Source organism: Isachenkonia alkalipeptolytica, from assembly GCF_009910325.1.
Lineage (GTDB): Bacteria > Bacillota > Clostridia > Peptostreptococcales > T1SED10-28 > Isachenkonia > Isachenkonia alkalipeptolytica.
In genome coordinates, this window is sequence record NZ_SUMG01000019.1 from 13,556 (window position 1) to 28,396 (window position 14,841).

The 14,841-nt window shown below is 42.6% G+C and carries 16 protein-coding genes; 4 read left to right on the top strand and 12 right to left on the bottom strand.

The window, feature by feature from the left end; genetic code table 11:
- Positions 1–31: 31 nt before the first annotated feature.
- The 12 genes from ISALK_RS12090 to rpmH all read right to left on the bottom strand — a co-directional run bounded on the left by ISALK_RS12090 (position 32) and on the right by rpmH (position 10,091).
- Positions 32–970, bottom strand: a complete 939-nt coding sequence (locus ISALK_RS12090; RefSeq protein ID WP_160722660.1) for a PhzF family phenazine biosynthesis protein — start codon at positions 968–970, stop codon at positions 32–34.
- A gap of 113 nt (positions 971–1,083) precedes the next feature.
- Positions 1,084–1,965, bottom strand: coding sequence for a ParB/RepB/Spo0J family partition protein (locus tag ISALK_RS12095; RefSeq protein WP_160722662.1), 882 nt, complete (start codon positions 1,963–1,965; stop codon positions 1,084–1,086).
- Entirely contained in the window at positions 1,965–2,738 is a 774-nt protein-coding gene (locus ISALK_RS12100) for a ParA family protein (RefSeq protein WP_160722664.1), read from the bottom strand. The genes ISALK_RS12095 and ISALK_RS12100 overlap by 1 nt, the downstream gene beginning before the upstream one ends.
- A gap of 49 nt (positions 2,739–2,787) precedes the next feature.
- Complete coding sequence (locus ISALK_RS12105; protein WP_160722666.1) at positions 2,788–3,669, bottom strand: ParB/RepB/Spo0J family partition protein; 882 nt, start codon at positions 3,667–3,669, stop codon at positions 2,788–2,790.
- Between the two features lie 156 nt (positions 3,670–3,825).
- Positions 3,826–4,542: a 16S rRNA (guanine(527)-N(7))-methyltransferase RsmG gene (rsmG, locus tag ISALK_RS12110; RefSeq protein ID WP_160722668.1), complete on the bottom strand. Its 717-nt coding sequence runs from the start codon at positions 4,540–4,542 to the stop codon at positions 3,826–3,828.
- On the bottom strand, positions 4,535–6,421 hold the full coding sequence (gene mnmG, locus ISALK_RS12115) for a tRNA uridine-5-carboxymethylaminomethyl(34) synthesis enzyme MnmG (RefSeq protein ID WP_160722670.1): 1,887 nt from the start codon (positions 6,419–6,421) through the stop codon (positions 4,535–4,537). The genes rsmG and mnmG overlap by 8 nt, the downstream gene beginning before the upstream one ends.
- 15 nt (positions 6,422–6,436) lie before the next feature.
- The gene (mnmE, locus tag ISALK_RS12120; RefSeq protein WP_160722672.1) at positions 6,437–7,822 is read right to left on the bottom strand and encodes a tRNA uridine-5-carboxymethylaminomethyl(34) synthesis GTPase MnmE; all 1,386 of its coding nucleotides are present in this window, start codon (positions 7,820–7,822) and stop codon (positions 6,437–6,439) included.
- A gap of 186 nt (positions 7,823–8,008) precedes the next feature.
- Positions 8,009–8,632 (bottom strand): RNA-binding cell elongation regulator Jag/EloR, encoded by a 624-nt coding sequence (gene jag / locus ISALK_RS12125; protein WP_160722674.1) that lies wholly within the window; start codon positions 8,630–8,632, stop codon positions 8,009–8,011.
- Between the two features lies 1 nt (position 8,633).
- Entirely contained in the window at positions 8,634–9,314 is a 681-nt protein-coding gene (locus tag ISALK_RS12130; RefSeq protein WP_160722676.1) for a YidC/Oxa1 family membrane protein insertase, read from the bottom strand.
- 19 nt (positions 9,315–9,333) lie between these two features.
- Positions 9,334–9,543, bottom strand: a complete 210-nt coding sequence (gene yidD, locus ISALK_RS12135) for a membrane protein insertion efficiency factor YidD (RefSeq protein WP_160722678.1) — start codon at positions 9,541–9,543, stop codon at positions 9,334–9,336.
- Positions 9,543–9,890, bottom strand: coding sequence for a ribonuclease P protein component (rnpA, locus tag ISALK_RS12140; RefSeq protein ID WP_160722680.1), 348 nt, complete (start codon positions 9,888–9,890; stop codon positions 9,543–9,545). Before rnpA ends, yidD begins: the two co-directional genes overlap by 1 nt.
- 66 nt (positions 9,891–9,956) lie before the next feature.
- Entirely contained in the window at positions 9,957–10,091 is a 135-nt protein-coding gene (gene rpmH / locus ISALK_RS12145; protein WP_160722682.1) for a 50S ribosomal protein L34, read from the bottom strand.
- 566 nt (positions 10,092–10,657) lie between these two features.
- Between rpmH and dnaA the strand changes: the two genes are divergently transcribed.
- The 4 genes from dnaA (at position 10,658) to recF (ending at position 14,808) form a co-directional block, all read left to right on the top strand.
- Positions 10,658–12,031 carry a chromosomal replication initiator protein DnaA gene (gene dnaA / locus ISALK_RS12150; protein WP_160722684.1) on the top strand — a complete coding sequence of 458 codons (1,374 nt, stop codon included), beginning with the start codon at positions 10,658–10,660 and terminating at the stop codon, positions 12,029–12,031.
- Between the two features lie 244 nt (positions 12,032–12,275).
- Positions 12,276–13,382, top strand: coding sequence for a DNA polymerase III subunit beta (gene dnaN, locus ISALK_RS12155; RefSeq protein WP_160722686.1), 1,107 nt, complete (start codon positions 12,276–12,278; stop codon positions 13,380–13,382).
- Positions 13,383–13,458: 76 nt separating this feature from the next.
- The gene (locus ISALK_RS12160) at positions 13,459–13,668 is read left to right on the top strand and encodes an RNA-binding S4 domain-containing protein (protein ID WP_160722688.1); all 210 of its coding nucleotides are present in this window, start codon (positions 13,459–13,461) and stop codon (positions 13,666–13,668) included.
- A 24-nt stretch (positions 13,669–13,692) separates the two neighbouring features.
- A complete protein-coding gene (gene recF, locus ISALK_RS12165) occupies positions 13,693–14,808 on the top strand; it encodes a DNA replication/repair protein RecF (protein WP_160722690.1) in 1,116 nt (371 codons plus the stop codon).
- Positions 14,809–14,841 lie beyond the last annotated feature (33 nt).

Here is a 14,841-nt window from a genome sequence, read left to right on the forward strand (position 1 = left end):
CATTTCTTTGCTTTTTAGACCTTGGGTCGTCTTAACTGTTTTCCGGCAGTTGGATTTCTCCTTTAATACAGATTCGAGCTTTGCCTCCGACTTTTATCCGGTAGCCTTCCTCCGACTTACGGATATAGCATTGAATTTCGCTGGAACGCTCCATAAAATCCCCCTGTTCAAAGGAAAGGGAGATCTCTTGTTCATCGGTTAAATTGACAAGCTTATTTTTTACCAGGTAATAACCCAGGGCACCGTTGGCCGTTCCCGTTGCCGCTTCTTCCGATATCCCCACCAGGGGTGCAAAATTCCGGGTATGGGCGGTGTTTCCTCTAAGGGTTTCCAGTGTAAAGGCGTGGATGCCCACAACCCCCAGTTCTTCACTGTAAGTTTTGAGTTTCTCTTCGTCAATGGTGATTTTTTTTAGAATTTCAAGGCTTTTCAGGGGGACAATCAAATCCTTTAAGCCTGTGCTGGCGATCCCGGGCTTCAGTTCCCCTTTGAAGCCCTTATGTTCTGTAATCCCAATATCCTGCTCCTCAATTCCCATAATCCTGCTTAACCGTTTTCCGTCGATTTTTTCCGAGACCAGCTGAGGTTGCTGTTGGTCCATAATAACTTCGATGTCCCCTTGGGTTTTGATAATTTCCACAGAGAGTTCCCCCTGCAGGGTTATTTGTTTCACGTGAAACCTTGGCCCCTTTTCTTGGATATAGCCCTCTTGAACCAAAACATAAAAGGCGGCAAGGGTGGCATGGCCGCAGAGTTCCACTTCCGTCACCGGGGTGAAAAAACGGGTTTCCACGGTGGTGGGATTTTCCCGGTCCACCTTTATAAATACGGTTTCCGATAGGTTCAGTTCTTTGGCCATTTTTTGCATCAGATCCCGGTGTAAAAATTCATCGACAATCACAACCCCCGCCGGATTTCCACCGAAAATTGCTGTGGTAAAAGCGTCTACGTAATAAATTTTTTTCCACACATCCCATCCCCCCTCTGTGAATCCTTTTTTTCTCCCCTACTCAACTTCCTGCTACGATACGATCCCTCCGGTTAAAATAAAGGCTAGGATCAAGGTTGTGCTTAAGCTTTCATTCACTGGGTTTTTAAAAGACTGAGAATTCGCTCTAAGTCCTGGGGACTGTAATACTCAATCTCCAGTTTTCCCTTTTTCTTACCGGATACAATATTTACTTTGGTTCCGAAATACCCCTTTAGCTCCTCTTCCATGTGGAGGATTTCTGAATCCTTATCCTTTTTCCTTCGTTTAACCTTCTTTGTTCCCTCTTCTTGCATGTATTTTTCAATTTGTCTGACGGTCAGTCCCTCTTTTTCAATTTTCAGGGCCCAGGCCCGTTGTTTATCCTTGTCCTTCAATGCCAGTAAAGCCCGAGCGTGGCCGGAGGTGATTTTATTTTCCGTCAGCATTTGCTGCACCTCAGGATCCAGTTTCAACAATCGAAGCACATTGGTAATATAAGATCGGCTTTTTCCTAAGGCCTCTCCCAGGTGATTCGCCGTCAGATTGTATTGTTCAATTAAGTACTCATAAGCTTTCCCTTCTTCTATGCCGTTAAGATCTTCCCGCTGCAGGTTCTCTACTAAGGCCGCTTCTAATAGCTCCTGTTCCGTAAAGTTTTTCACCAGGGCCGGAACCTTCTTCCGTTTCAGATTTTTACAGGCCCTCCACCGTCGTTCCCCTGCAATAATTACGTAAGTGTCTTTTTTATTGGTATCTCTGGATACGAGTATGGGCTGCAGGACTCCGTGTTTTTCTATAGAGGCCATCAGTTCCTCTAAACTTTCCTTTGTAAATTCTTTTCTCGGTTGATGTGGGTTCGGTCGGATTTTCTCCATGGGAATTTCTTGGGTACCCTCCGGGCTTTCCCCTTCCTTTTCCTTTTCCAGTAAAGCAGATTTAGGAATTAAGGCTTCCAGTCCTTTTCCCAGGGCTCTTTTCTTCGTTTTCTCTGCCATTAGATCACATCCTCTTCAAGATCTAAAAACTCCTCCGCCAAATTCCGGTAGGCCTCCGCCCCTTTGGATTTTCCGTCGTAGTAAATCACCGGCATTCCATAGCTTGGGGCTTCCGCCAATCGAATATTCCGGGGAATAATGCTGGTGTACACTTTCCCCCTGAAGTACTTTTTCACTTCTTCCACCACTTGGATTCCCAGGTTGGTTCTGCCGTCAAACATGCTGAGAACCACTCCTTGGATTTCCAGGGCGGGATTGAGATTTTCCTGGACCAGTTCCAGGGTATTCATCAGTTGGCTGGTTCCTTCCAGGGCGTAATACTCACACTGAATGGGGATTAAAACACTGTCCGCCGCTGACAGGGCATTGATGGTCAACAGTCCTAAGGAAGGGGGACAGTCAATAAAAATATAATCAAAATCCTGGTCAAAATCCTCCAGGGCTTTTTTTAGTCGAAGCTCCCGACTTTCCCCCTGAGCCAGTTCAATTTCCGCCCCTGCCAGTTTCCCACTGGCGGGAACAAGATAAATGTTTTCAAACTCCGTCTCCACCACCACATTTTCCAGTGATTCTTCGTTGATAATCACATCATAGATGTTTCGTTCAAAGTGATCTTTTTGCAGTCCGAAGCCGCTGGTGGTATTCCCTTGGGGATCAATATCAATTACCAGAACCTTGTTTCCCACTTCTGCAATTGAAGCACTTAAGTTGACATTGGTGGTGGTTTTTCCCACCCCGCCTTTTTGATTAAAAATCGCAATCGTTTTTGCCAAAGTACTCGCCCCTTTATCGCTAAGTTTGTTCTTCCTTTACCCGACGCTCCTAATTTTTGGGGATTTTCAAAATCACTTCAATAAACTCGCCCTTGTCCTCTTCCCGGATTTCTGCCCCCTCTTGTTTTTCCCGAATCGCCCGGTAGGCTTCTTTGATTGTATTAATGTATATTTTATAATTCATGTAGGCCTTTACCCGGGTATGGGATTTTTTCTCCTCCAAGGGTGCAGCGTCCTCCTTTGGGGAAGCTTCCTCTCCGGGCTTTTCAGCCTCCTTATTTTCCCCGCTTCCTTCCGGTTCCTCGGTCCCTTCTTGTTGTATCTCCTGTAAAATTTCCTGTACCAACTCTTCCGTACGCTTTACCGTAAAGTCATCCTTGATGATTTGGTCTAAGGTCATGTTTCTAAGTTCTTCATCGGGAAGCTTTAACAGGGCCCGGCCATGGCGCTCCGTCAATCCCTCTTCAACAATTCGACGGAGTATTTCCGGGTTCAACCGAAGTATTCGGATCTTGTTGGCAATGGTGGATTGATTTTTTCCGATTTTTTTGGCCAGTTCCTTTTGAGTAAAGCCATGGTCGGACAAAAGATGTTCATACCCTCTGGCCTCTTCAATAAAATTCAAATCTTCCCTTTGCAGGTTTTCAATAACCGCCAGGACTGCAGATCCTTTATCGTCTAACTGATCCTGAATAATGGCCGGTACCGTTTCAAGGTTTGCCAGTTTTGCTGCCTTCAGTCTTCGTTCTCCCGCAACCAGTTCATACTTTTCCTTTCCGATTTTACGAACACTGATCGGTTGTATCACGCCATAGCTTTCAATGGAAGCGCTTAGCTCCTTAAGACTCTCCTGGAAAAATTCTTTCCTCGGCTGATAAGGGTTGGGAATAATTTTTTCAATGGGGATTTCCATCACATATTTTTGTTCCATGCATACTCCTCCGTTTTATAAAAGTCTTCTATAATTAAATATTCGATAGAGCGGTGATTTTCTCCTTCTTTGTCCCGGGTTTTCTTTTGGTCTTTGTTCTTCTTTTTTTAGAACTTCGCCTTTGGTTGTTTCACGTGAAACTTTTCTTCCGCTTAATTATAAAGGGCTCTTTCCCGGCTTTCCTGCCTGTCTTGGATATTTTTTAGGGGTCTCAGCTGTCTTTTTTATCATGATCATATGGTGTCCCCGTTCCACAAAGGGAAGAGCGACTTCTTCAATACGGACAACCTCTCCTCCTAAAACCTCCAGGGCTTTTGTTGATGCTTCCAGCTCTTCCATCACCCCGGGTCCTTTTTGACAGATAAAAAAACCTCCGACTTTCACAAAGGGTAGGGCATATTCCAGAAGGACAGGCAACCGTGCCACCGCCCTAGATACTGCATAATCGTAAGTTTCCCGGTGTTCCGGGGCGCGTCCGTAATCCTCCGCCCTGCCGTGAAGGGTCGTGATATTTTCAAGACCCAGTTTCTCAATAACCCCCTTGAGAAAGTTCAATCGCTTCTGTAAGGAGTCCAGCAGGGTCATCTCTAAGGAGGGCCTCATAATCTTCAGGGGTATGCCGGGAAAACCGGCTCCGGTTCCAATATCAATCACTTTTCCCTTTTCCATAACCCCTTCTTCCTTCAAAGGGGACAGAGAATCCAACATATGCTTGATTGCAATTTCCCTCTCATCGGTGATCGCGGTGAGATTCATTCGCTCATTCCAGTACAAAAGTTCCTCTTGAAAAGTTTGAAATTTTTCTAATTCTTCCTTTGAGAGTTCTTTTTGAAACATTTTTCGATGGCCCTCTTCCAAGGTTTTGTTAAACATTTCGATTCCCCCTTTTCCGCTGTTCTAAATATACCAGCAGTACGGAAATATCCGCCGGAGAAACCCCGGAAATCCGGGAAGCCTGTCCCACGGAATGGGGGCGAATGCTTTCCAGTTTTTGTTTTGCTTCCTTTCTCAGGCTATCGATTTGATCGTACACCACATCATCGGGGATCCGTTTGTTTTCCAGTTTTTTAAACTGCTCAATTTGTCGCAGTTGTTTTTTAATATACCCGTCATATTTTATAATCACTTCACACTGATCCTTGACATCCGCCATTAATTTTTTTGATTCCGGATACAGGGGTTCAATCACCTGATAATTAATTTCCGGTCTTTTCAGCAAATCGTAAAAGCTTAAGGTGGTCTCTATTTTTGAAGAGCCGATTTCCTCCAGTATGGGATTGACCTCCCCGGGAGTAATTTTTTTCTTTTTTAATCCCTGAAGCTCCTTCTCGATCTCTGCTTTTTTTATCAGCAGCCGGTTATAACGTTCTTCCTGCACCAGGCCGAGATCATAGCCTTTTTGGGTTAGGCGAAGATCTGCATTGTCCTGTCGTAGGACCAGGCGGTACTCCGCCCGGGAAGTCATCATACGATAGGGCTCATTTGTGCCCTTGGTTACCAAGTCATCAATCAACACCCCGATATAGGCTTCCGACCGGTCAAGAATTAAAGGTTCTTTCCCTAAGATCTTCATGGAAGCATTGATCCCTGCAACCAGTCCTTGAGCCGCCGCCTCTTCATATCCGGAGGATCCGTTAAACTGTCCCGCACTGTAAAGATTTTCGATGCTTTTGGTCTCTAGGGTAAGCTGCAGATCCGTGGGATCTATACAATCGTATTCGATGGCATAGGCCGGGCGCATGATTTCCGCCTTTTCTAATCCGGTGACGGAACGGATCATAGCCACTTGTATTTCTTCCGGAAGACTGGAAGACATCCCTTGTAAATACATCTCTCTGGTATGGACCCCCTCCGGCTCTAAAAAAAGCTGGTGGGTCGGTTTGTCCGTAAATCGTACAATTTTATCTTCAATGGAGGGACAGTATCTCGGACCCACACTTTCCATATCCCCTCTATACATGGAGGAACGATAAATGTTTTCTTCAATAATTCTCTTAGTCTCCTCTGTAGTCCGCGTAAGCCAGCAGGAAATCTGTTCGATTTCCAGTGCTTCACTTAGAAAAGAGAAGGGTATGGTCTTTGCATCCCCTTCCTGTTCCGTCATTTTTCCGTAGTCCACGGAACTCCCATGTATTCTTGCAGGGGTTCCGGTTTTAAATCGCCTCATATTGCATCCGTAACTTCTAAGCTTTTCCGGCAATTCCCGGGTGGTGGCCAGTCCGTCGGGACCGCTTTCATAGTTCACTTCCCCCATAAAAATCCTGCTTTTTAAGTACACCCCTGTGGCCAAAATCACGGTTTTAGCATCATAAGCGGCTCCATTACGGGTTTTTACCCCCCGGACCTTCCCTTGGTCCATAATCAGGTCGATGACATCCCCTTGTTTAAGGGTTAGATTCTCCTGGTCCTCCAGGGTTTGTTTCATCCCTAAATGGTACTGCAGTTTATCCGCTTGGGCTCTTAAGGAGTGTACCGCCGGTCCCTTTCCGGTATTTAACATTTTACTTTGAATAAAGGTTTTATCGGTATTTAATCCCATCTCTCCCCCGAGGGCATCCACCTCCCGCACAAGATGTCCTTTTCCCGTGCCGCCAATGGATGGATTGCAGGCCATCATCGCCACAGACTCTAAAGAAATCGTCAGGACTAAGGTTTTAAGGCCTAAGCGGGCCGCGGCCAGGGCCGCTTCACAACCCGCATGTCCGGCGCCAACCACCACGACATCATAATTACCTCCATGATAATAATTCATAAAACTCTCCTCCAATTATTTTCCAATACAAAAATTTTCAAATATGTGATCTAAAATATCTTCCGATACCGTATCTCCCGTTACTTCTCCTAAACTTTCCCAGGCGTTTTTGAGATCCACCTCCACAAAGTCTAAGGGCATACGATTTTCCAGGGCTTTGATTCCTTCCTCTAAACTCATGAGACCTTGACTGATGGCTTGTTGATGACGGGCATTCGTAATAAAGGGTTGTTCTTTGGAAAACCCATCCCCTTCATAAGCCATTTCTTCCAAAGCATCTTCCAAGGCTTCTAAGCCTTTGTTTTTCAGTAGGGAAATGCGAATCAATTTTTTATCCCCGACAATACTTTTTATTCTCTCAAGATCGATGGCCTCTTCCAGGTCGGTTTTATTAATAATCACCAGGGCTCTTCGATCCTTGATTATTTCAAGGAAATCATAATCCTCCCGGTCCAGTTTTTTGGACGCATCAATCATAAATATTACCAAATCCGATTGTTGAAAAATCTCCCGGGATCGCTGCACGCCGATTTTTTCCACCGCATCCTCAGTATCTCTTATTCCTGCGGTGTCCAAAATTTTCAACGGAATTCCCCGGACATTTAACTGCTCTTCGATCACATCCCGGGTTGTTCCGGGGATATCTGTTACAATGGCCCGATTCTCCCGTAGAAGGGCATTCAATAATGAGGATTTCCCCACATTGGTTTTTCCCACAATCCCTGTCACAAGACCCTCCCGTAAAATTTTTCCGGTTTTCGCGGATTGTAGCAGGGTTTCAAAGCTTTCTTTTGCCTTGATACTCTTTTCAAGAAGGTGTTCCATGGTCACTTCATCAATATCTTCTTCGGAAAAATCAATGGAAACTTCAATATGAGCCAGCATATCCTTGATAATTTCCTGAATTCCTTGAACCTCCTGGGAAAGGATCCCTTCAAACTGGCCCAGGGCCACGTCATGGGAAACATCGGTTTTCGCACTGATTAAATCCATAACCGCTTCCGCCTGAGACAGATCCAGCCGTCCGTTTAAAAAAGCTCGCTTGGTGAATTCCCCTTTTTCTGCCATCGCCGCACCCTGTTCCAGGACCAGCGCTAATATCTTACGAAGGGGTACCATCCCTCCATGGCAGTGGATTTCCACTAAGTCCTCTTTCGTATAGGTATTGGGGGCTTTCATATACACCGCCAGGACTTCATCGATCATCTCTTGGGTTTGAGGATGTAATATATACCCGTAAACCATTTTTCTCGGCTCCCAATCCTCTTTTCTCTTATGCCCCTTGGTGACAAATATACTTTTTAATATTTCCAGGGATTTGTCCCCGCTGATTTTGATGATTCCTATTCCCCCTTCTCCCAAGGGTGTGGAAATCGCGGCAATAGTCTCTTCTCTATACATAGGCTCACCTCTTTTTTATTCTATTCCTTCATCTCTTGTACCATTATATCAAATAATCGATAAATTTCCCGGGAAATAAATAATAAAATTATATTTCCTTTTTACGGCTATCCGATCCTTCCTCCCAGGAATACCGGTTCATCAAATTCCTGGATATAAAAAACCCAGTTTTCACTGGGTTTGGGGTTATTTCTTTTTCAATTCAATAATCACTCTTCGATTAGGGTCTTTTCCCTCACTGTAGGTTTGAATCCCCGGGATCTTTTGCAGGGTGGAATGAATAATTCTTCGTTCATAAGGGTTCATAGGCTCTAAGTATACCGGTCGATAGGTTTTTTTCGCTTTATCCGCCATTTTTTTTGCTAAACGCTTCAAGGTTTCTTCCCGTTTTTTTCGGTAGTTTTCCGTATCCATATAAACTTTCACATATCGATCCCGATCCTTGTTGATGGCTAAACTAAGAAGGTACTGAATCGAATCCAGGGTTTGGCCTCTTCTTCCGATCAAAAGTCCCATATTGGGTCCTTCTAAATCAATTTCCAAGGTATCCCCCTGTTTTTCAATATGCACGGTAACCGGAATATCCATGGCATCGAACATGGTCAGCAAAAACTTTTTTGCATCGTCTTCTAAATCATCCTTTACCGTAAGTTCCACCTTTGCATCCTTTTGACCGATAATTCCCAAGAATCCATTTGTAGGATATTCCAGGGTTTTCACCGTTACCTGTTCCCTTTTTCGACTTAATTCTTCAAGTCCCTTTTCAATTGCTTCATCAATTGTTTTTCCCGTAGATTCAATGGTTTTCATATCAGTTAGAATCCCCTTTCATCGGTAATGAAGGTTTGTTAATAATTACCTGTTGAATGATTTGTGCCCCGCTATTGATTACCCAGTATAGGGTAAGCCCTGCAGGAAACCCAACACCGATGGCATCGGATCCCATAACAAATATTAATACGGGGAAAAAATAGGTCATCATCTTTTGGGTTTGTTGTACTTCTTTTCCTGCGGACATAGTTTTACTTGAAAAATAGGTTAATGCCGCTGCGGTAATGGGTAAAATCCAGGTGTCCGGTTCCGATAAATTCGGCAACCACAAAAAACTGGTGTCCATTAACTCATAGGCTTCCTGGGACATGGAAAAAACATAATTCCAGGGTTCCCGAAGGGCAGTAAACAGTCCAATAATGATGGGAAACTGTACCAGAAGGGGCAAACATCCTCCCAAGGGATTCACATTATGCTCTTTATAAAGTTCCATCATCTTCGTGTTTAATTTTTCTTTATCGTTTTTATATTTTTCTTGAAGGGCCTTTACCTTAGGCTGAATTTCCTGCATGTTCTTCATGGATTTTGTCTGTTTAATGGTAAGGGGAAGCAAAATCATCTTTACGATAATGGTAAAGATAATAATGGAAATCCCGTAGTTCCCTATCAAGTCATATACGAGTTTAAGTAGTGAACCCATGGGTTCGGCTAATATTGACAAATTCAAAACCTCCTAATCATCACTTCAATGGATCGTGGCCGCCTTTGTGAAAAGGATGACACTTGCTGATCCGACGGATGCTGAGTAGTAACCCTTTCAAAAATCCGTATTTTTGAAAAGCTTCCAAGCTATATTGCGAGCAAGTTGGATAAAAGCGACAACTCGGTCTTTTCAGCGGCGAAATAAACCGTTGATAAAATCGAATCAACAAAATTGCAACTTTTTTCATTACGCTTCCTTCTTTTTAATCATTTTTTTCTTGCGCAGTAAGTGCCTCATGGCACTTTCAATTTCCGCCATGGTAGAGTTCGCTGCGGTGTCCCGGGCAATAAACACCAAATCGTATCCGGTTTTAATAGAAGGATGGTTTTTCCGATAACTTTCTTTCATCCGGCGTTTTACTCGATTTCTTACCGTAGCTTTTCCTACTTTTTTAGAGACAGTAAAACCCACACGATTATATACTTCCTGGTTTTCCCGAATATAAATAATCAGTAACCGATTGGCCATAGAATTCCTCTGGCGGTATACCTTTCGAAAGTCGCGATCCTTTTGCAGTCCTACGGTGGATTTCATTTCTTTGCCTCCAAGTCTTCCTAACAGTTAAACCTCTTTACAGAAAAAGGCCGACGTAAGTCCGGCCTATGCTGATAAACTCTTTCTTCCCTTTAATCTACGTCTTCTTAAAACGTTCTGTCCATTTTTGTTTTTCATTCTTTTTCTGAAACCATGTTCCTTTTTTCTCTGTCGAACTTTCGGTTGATACGTCATTTTCATAAAGGCCACCTCCTTTAAATCTTAAAAATCTATGGGTATTTTAACGGTTTTAATTCAAGACCTATCAATATGAAGTCTCTAAATTTGCCCATACTACAGATAGATTATACCAGCATTAACAGCCAGTGTCAATAAACTTTATTGCCTCTTTCTGTGGATAGAATGTTGTAGCGGCTCTTTCTTTTTTGTGGATATCTTTTCCCTTTTTGTTGAATCTTTTAGGGATCTTTGATATTATTAGGGTACTTGTTGATAACCGTGATTTTTGTGGACGGATTATCCACGTTATACACAATTTGTGCATAACCCTGTTGATAACTTCGGGTTTCGCCTGTATTCCATTTTATATCTTATGTTTTTTTCCACAAACCCTTAAGATTCCCTACCCATTTTTAAGTTATCCCTAGAAGTTTCCACAGGATTATGACATAACTTCTGTATATTTTTTTTGACCTTTTACATGGAATCAATCTTAAATTATCCACTTTTTCTTCTTTATCTATGTGGAAAACCCTTGGGATAATTTAAATTTTTACAATAAATATTTTTGAAACGGAGGATTTTCTATGGACAACTTACCTCAAATATGGCAAAAAGCCTTGGACAACATCAAAAACCGGCCGGAGATTACTGAGGTTAGCTTCGAAACCTGGTTAAAAACCATCAAACCCATCTCCCTGCAAAATGACACTCTGGTTTTCGGAGTCTACGATACTTTTACAAAGGGGATTTTAAAGAAACATTATCGAAGTTTTATTCAAAACATTATTAAGGAAATTACGGGAGAGGAATATAAAATTGATTTTGTCATTCCCTCCGAGGAGGACATCAACCCGAAAAACCATAAGAATGCCTCCCAGGATCAAGAACAAAAATCCAAGGAGGATTCCTTGGAAAATTCATTGAATCTGATTAAAGCCCAGGGACTTAATCCAAAGTATACCTTTGATACTTTTGTCATCGGTCATAGTAACCGATTTGCCCATGCAGCTTCCGTAGCCGTTGCAGAAACTCCGGCGAAAGCCTATAACCCTCTGTTTATTTATGGTGGGGTGGGTCTTGGAAAAACCCACTTAATGCATGCCATCGGTCAACATATTTCTCAAGTGGATCCGGAAAAACAGATCGTTTATATTTCCTCAGAAACCTTTACCAATGAGCTGATCAACTCCATTAAGGATGACCGCAATGTGGAGTTTCGAAACAAGTACCGAAACATCGATATTTTACTGATTGATGATATTCAGTTTATTGCGGGGAAGGAACGAACCCAGGAAGAATTTTTCCATACCTTTAATGCCCTGTATAATTCCAACAAACAAATTATTTTATCCAGTGACCGTCCCCCTAAGGAAATTCCAACTTTAGAGGATCGGCTGCGCTCCCGATTTGAATGGGGACTGATTGCCGATATTCAAGCCCCGGATTATGAAACACGGATTGCCATTCTTCGAAAGAAGGCCCAGCTGGAAGAAATTGAAGTTCCCGATGACGTGATGCTCTTTATCGCCAAGAAAATCAAGTCCAATATACGGGAGTTGGAGGGCGCATTAATTCGTATTTTAGCCTATTCTTCCTTAACCAACAGTCCCATTAATATTGAACTGGCCAGTGAAGCCCTTAAAGAGATTTTCTCTTCCAAACATCGAGAATTAAATATTGACTATATTAAGGAAGTGGTGGCCAACAAATTTAACATTAAAATCGAAGATTTAACCTCTAAAAAAAGAACCCGAATTATCGCCTATCCCAGACAAATCGCCATGTATTTATCCCGGGAACTGACGGACCTTTCCCTGCCCAAAATTGGTAACGAATTTGGAGGAAGGGATCATACCACGGTGATGCATGCCTGTGATAAGGTTTCCACGGATATTAAAAATGACCCGACCTTGAAGGATAAAATCGATTCCATTGTGAACGAGTTAAAAAACGATTGATTTCCACATCATCCTGTTAGTTATATGTTATTATATTGTTAATAAGTTTTAGGGACTTTGAAGCCTGTGGATATGTGTATAACTTATAAAACTTATGCCCTGCTTTATGAACATGTGGATATCTTTGAAATAATGAGGTTTACACCCTTATCCACAAACCCACAGGCCCTACTGTTATTACTACTACAATTTATTATTGTATTTAGGTTAAAAATAAAATATTAAAGGAGGCTTTTATCCACACATGCATATAATCTGTGATCAAAAAAAACTGCTAAAAAGCATTACCACGGTATTAAAAGGGATCTCCAGCAAAAGCACCATGCCCGTATTGGAAGGAATCTATATGGAAGCAAAGGACAATCACGTCAAGTTCATTGCAACGGATCTGGAACTGGGCATTGAAACCACTATTGAAACCCAGGTGATTGAAGAGGGTGTGATGGTTCTAAATGCCCGATTATTAAATGAGATTACCCGGAAACTTCCCGGTTCTCAAGTGGAAATGAGAATCAAGGAAGACGGCAAGGTCTTTATCAAATGTGAACAGTCGGAGTTCGATCTGGTTAGTTATGAAACCGAAGAATATCCGGAACTTCCCCAGGTGGAAAAGGATCAAATTGCAAAAATCCCCCGGGGACTTTTAAAAAATATGATCGAACAGACCACTTTTGCCGTCAGTCAGGATGAATCCCGTCTGATATTAACCGGAGGGCTTTTGGAAATTGAAGATACCACTTTAAGCATGGTGGCCTTAGACGGCTATCGATTGGCTCTTCGAAAAGGAGAGATCAAAGGCAGCCAAGACCATAAAGTCGTCATTCCTGGAAAAACCCTTAATGAAGTGGGACGAATCATCGATGAAGATTTAGAGACGGAGCTGCAAATACTTTTCACCGATAGTCACATTTTATTTGATCTTGGCAATACCAAAGTAATTTCCCGACTCTTGGAGGGACAGTTTATTGACTATAAACAAATCCTACCCGATGAGCACCGGGTAGCCGTAGAGGTTTCCCGCCAAAGTCTGCTCCACAGTATTGAACGAGCCTCGCTGTTGGCAAAGGAAGGGAATAATCGTTTGGTGAAATTTAAAATTGAAGATCATCAATTACACATAAGCTCAAACTCGGAACATGGACAGGTCCATGAGCAGATCGGTATTGACCAGCAGGGAGACGATTTAGAAATTGCCTTCAATGCAAAGTACCTAATTGATGCCCTGAAGGTGATCGAAGAGGATGAAGTAAAGTTCCTGTTCACCTCGAATGTCAGTCCGGGGATTATTACTTCCACGGATAATAATCATTACACCTACTTAGTCTTACCTGTAAGACTGTCGAATAATTAAGAACGCAAGAAACCATAAACCCAGCTGAAGCTGGGTTTATAAATTGTTACATAAAAGATGGGAGGAGAAAATAAATATGAAAATTGCAATCCGTACGGAATTTATTAAACTGGACCAACTGTTAAAACACGCAGCCCTGGCTTCCACCGGGGGAGAGGCTAAAACCATGATCCAGGAGGGCATGGTGGTTTTAAACGGAGAAGTTATTACCCAGCGGGGCAAAAAGATTTATCCCGGAGACCGATTACAGGTTTTAGAAGAAGAGATTGAAGTGGTTGCCTCTTAAAATATTCCCAGGGGGAAGTTTGCTATGCATATTGAAAAAATTCATTTAAGAAATTATCGGAACTATGAAACCTTAACCCTGGATTTTTCTTCGAAAATCAATGTATTTATTGGAGAAAATGCCCAAGGGAAGACCAATTTGCTGGAAGCCATATATTTCATGGCCATCGGAAAATCCTTTCGCACCTCCAAAGATGGAGATTTAATTGAAATCGAAAAAGAAGGGGCCTATACAAAACTTCTTTTATGTAAAAATAACGGACAGGAAAAACGAATTGAAATCGGCCTGGATCGACTGAAAAATAAGAAATGCAAAATCAACGGCGTGCCCCTGGACCGAGTGGCGGAACTGCTGGGCACCTTAAATGTGGTCATTTTTTCCCCCGAGGATTTGCAAATTATTAAGCAGGGACCCAGCCAGCGAAGGGATTTTATTGATGGGGATCTCTCACAGATTACCCCCCGATATCACCATATCTTGGGACAGTACCAAAAGATTCTCAAGCAGCGGAATCAGGCCTTGAAAATGAAACAGTTTCGAAGGGTGGATTTAGAACCCTGGAATACCCAATTGGTTCATTACGGGACAGAAATTATCCTATCCCGAAGGGAATTCATCAAAGGACTCTCTATCCTCACCCGGTTGATGCATCGAAAAATCACCCGGGAAAAAGAAAATTTAAAACTGATTTATGAAAGCAGCATTCCCATGGAAAAAGAGGAAAGTGCGCAAGAAATAAAGGCGCGTTTCCTAAGAGATCTGCAGGGGTTGGAAGCGGAAGAAATCAAAAGGGGGATTACCCTTCTGGGTCCCCATCGGGATGACCTGGAGTTTGAAATCAACGGGAAAAACGTGAAAAAGTTCGGTTCCCAGGGGCAACAAAGAACCACGGTGCTTTCTCTAAAAATGGCGGAATTGGAGTTGATGAAAAAAGAAACGGGAGAATACCCCGTACTTTTGCTCGACGATGTGATGAGTGAACTGGATGAACATCGGCAAAAGGATTTACTGCAAAGTTTGAAAAATATTCAGACCTTCATTACCAGTACCTCTATGGAATCCATGGAGAAGATCGATGAAATGAATCTTTATGAAGTCCGGGGAGGAAAAATAAAAATCCTTCAAAAATCTGTTTCATAGTTAATTAAGAAAGGTTATAATAGTAAGATAGGA

Excerpts from the sequence above, each read along its gene's own strand:
- rnpA (WP_160722680.1), bottom strand. The coding sequence starts at position 9,890 with ATGAAATCCACCGTAGGACTGCAAAAGGATCGCGACTTTCGAAAGGTA.
- ISALK_RS12095 (WP_160722662.1), bottom strand. The coding sequence starts at position 1,965 with ATGGCAGAGAAAACGAAGAAAAGAGCCCTGGGAAAAGGACTGGAAGCC.
- ISALK_RS12160 (WP_160722688.1), top strand. The coding sequence starts at position 13,459 with ATGAAAATTGCAATCCGTACGGAATTTATTAAACTGGACCAACTGTTA.
- rsmG (WP_160722668.1), bottom strand. The coding sequence starts at position 4,542 with ATGTTTAACAAAACCTTGGAAGAGGGCCATCGAAAAATGTTTCAAAAA.
- jag (WP_160722674.1), bottom strand. The coding sequence starts at position 8,632 with ATGAAAACCATTGAATCTACGGGAAAAACAATTGATGAAGCAATTGAA.
- mnmG (WP_160722670.1), bottom strand. The coding sequence starts at position 6,421 with ATGAATTATTATCATGGAGGTAATTATGATGTCGTGGTGGTTGGCGCC.
- dnaA (WP_160722684.1), top strand. The coding sequence starts at position 10,658 with ATGGACAACTTACCTCAAATATGGCAAAAAGCCTTGGACAACATCAAA.
- ISALK_RS12105 (WP_160722666.1), bottom strand. The coding sequence starts at position 3,669 with ATGGAACAAAAATATGTGATGGAAATCCCCATTGAAAAAATTATTCCC.
- recF (WP_160722690.1), top strand. The coding sequence starts at position 13,693 with ATGCATATTGAAAAAATTCATTTAAGAAATTATCGGAACTATGAAACC.
- mnmE (WP_160722672.1), bottom strand. The coding sequence starts at position 7,822 with ATGTATAGAGAAGAGACTATTGCCGCGATTTCCACACCCTTGGGAGAA.
- yidD (WP_160722678.1), bottom strand. The coding sequence starts at position 9,543 with ATGAAAAAAGTTGCAATTTTGTTGATTCGATTTTATCAACGGTTTATT.
- rpmH (WP_160722682.1), bottom strand. The coding sequence starts at position 10,091 with ATGAAAATGACGTATCAACCGAAAGTTCGACAGAGAAAAAAGGAACAT.
- dnaN (WP_160722686.1), top strand. The coding sequence starts at position 12,276 with ATGCATATAATCTGTGATCAAAAAAAACTGCTAAAAAGCATTACCACG.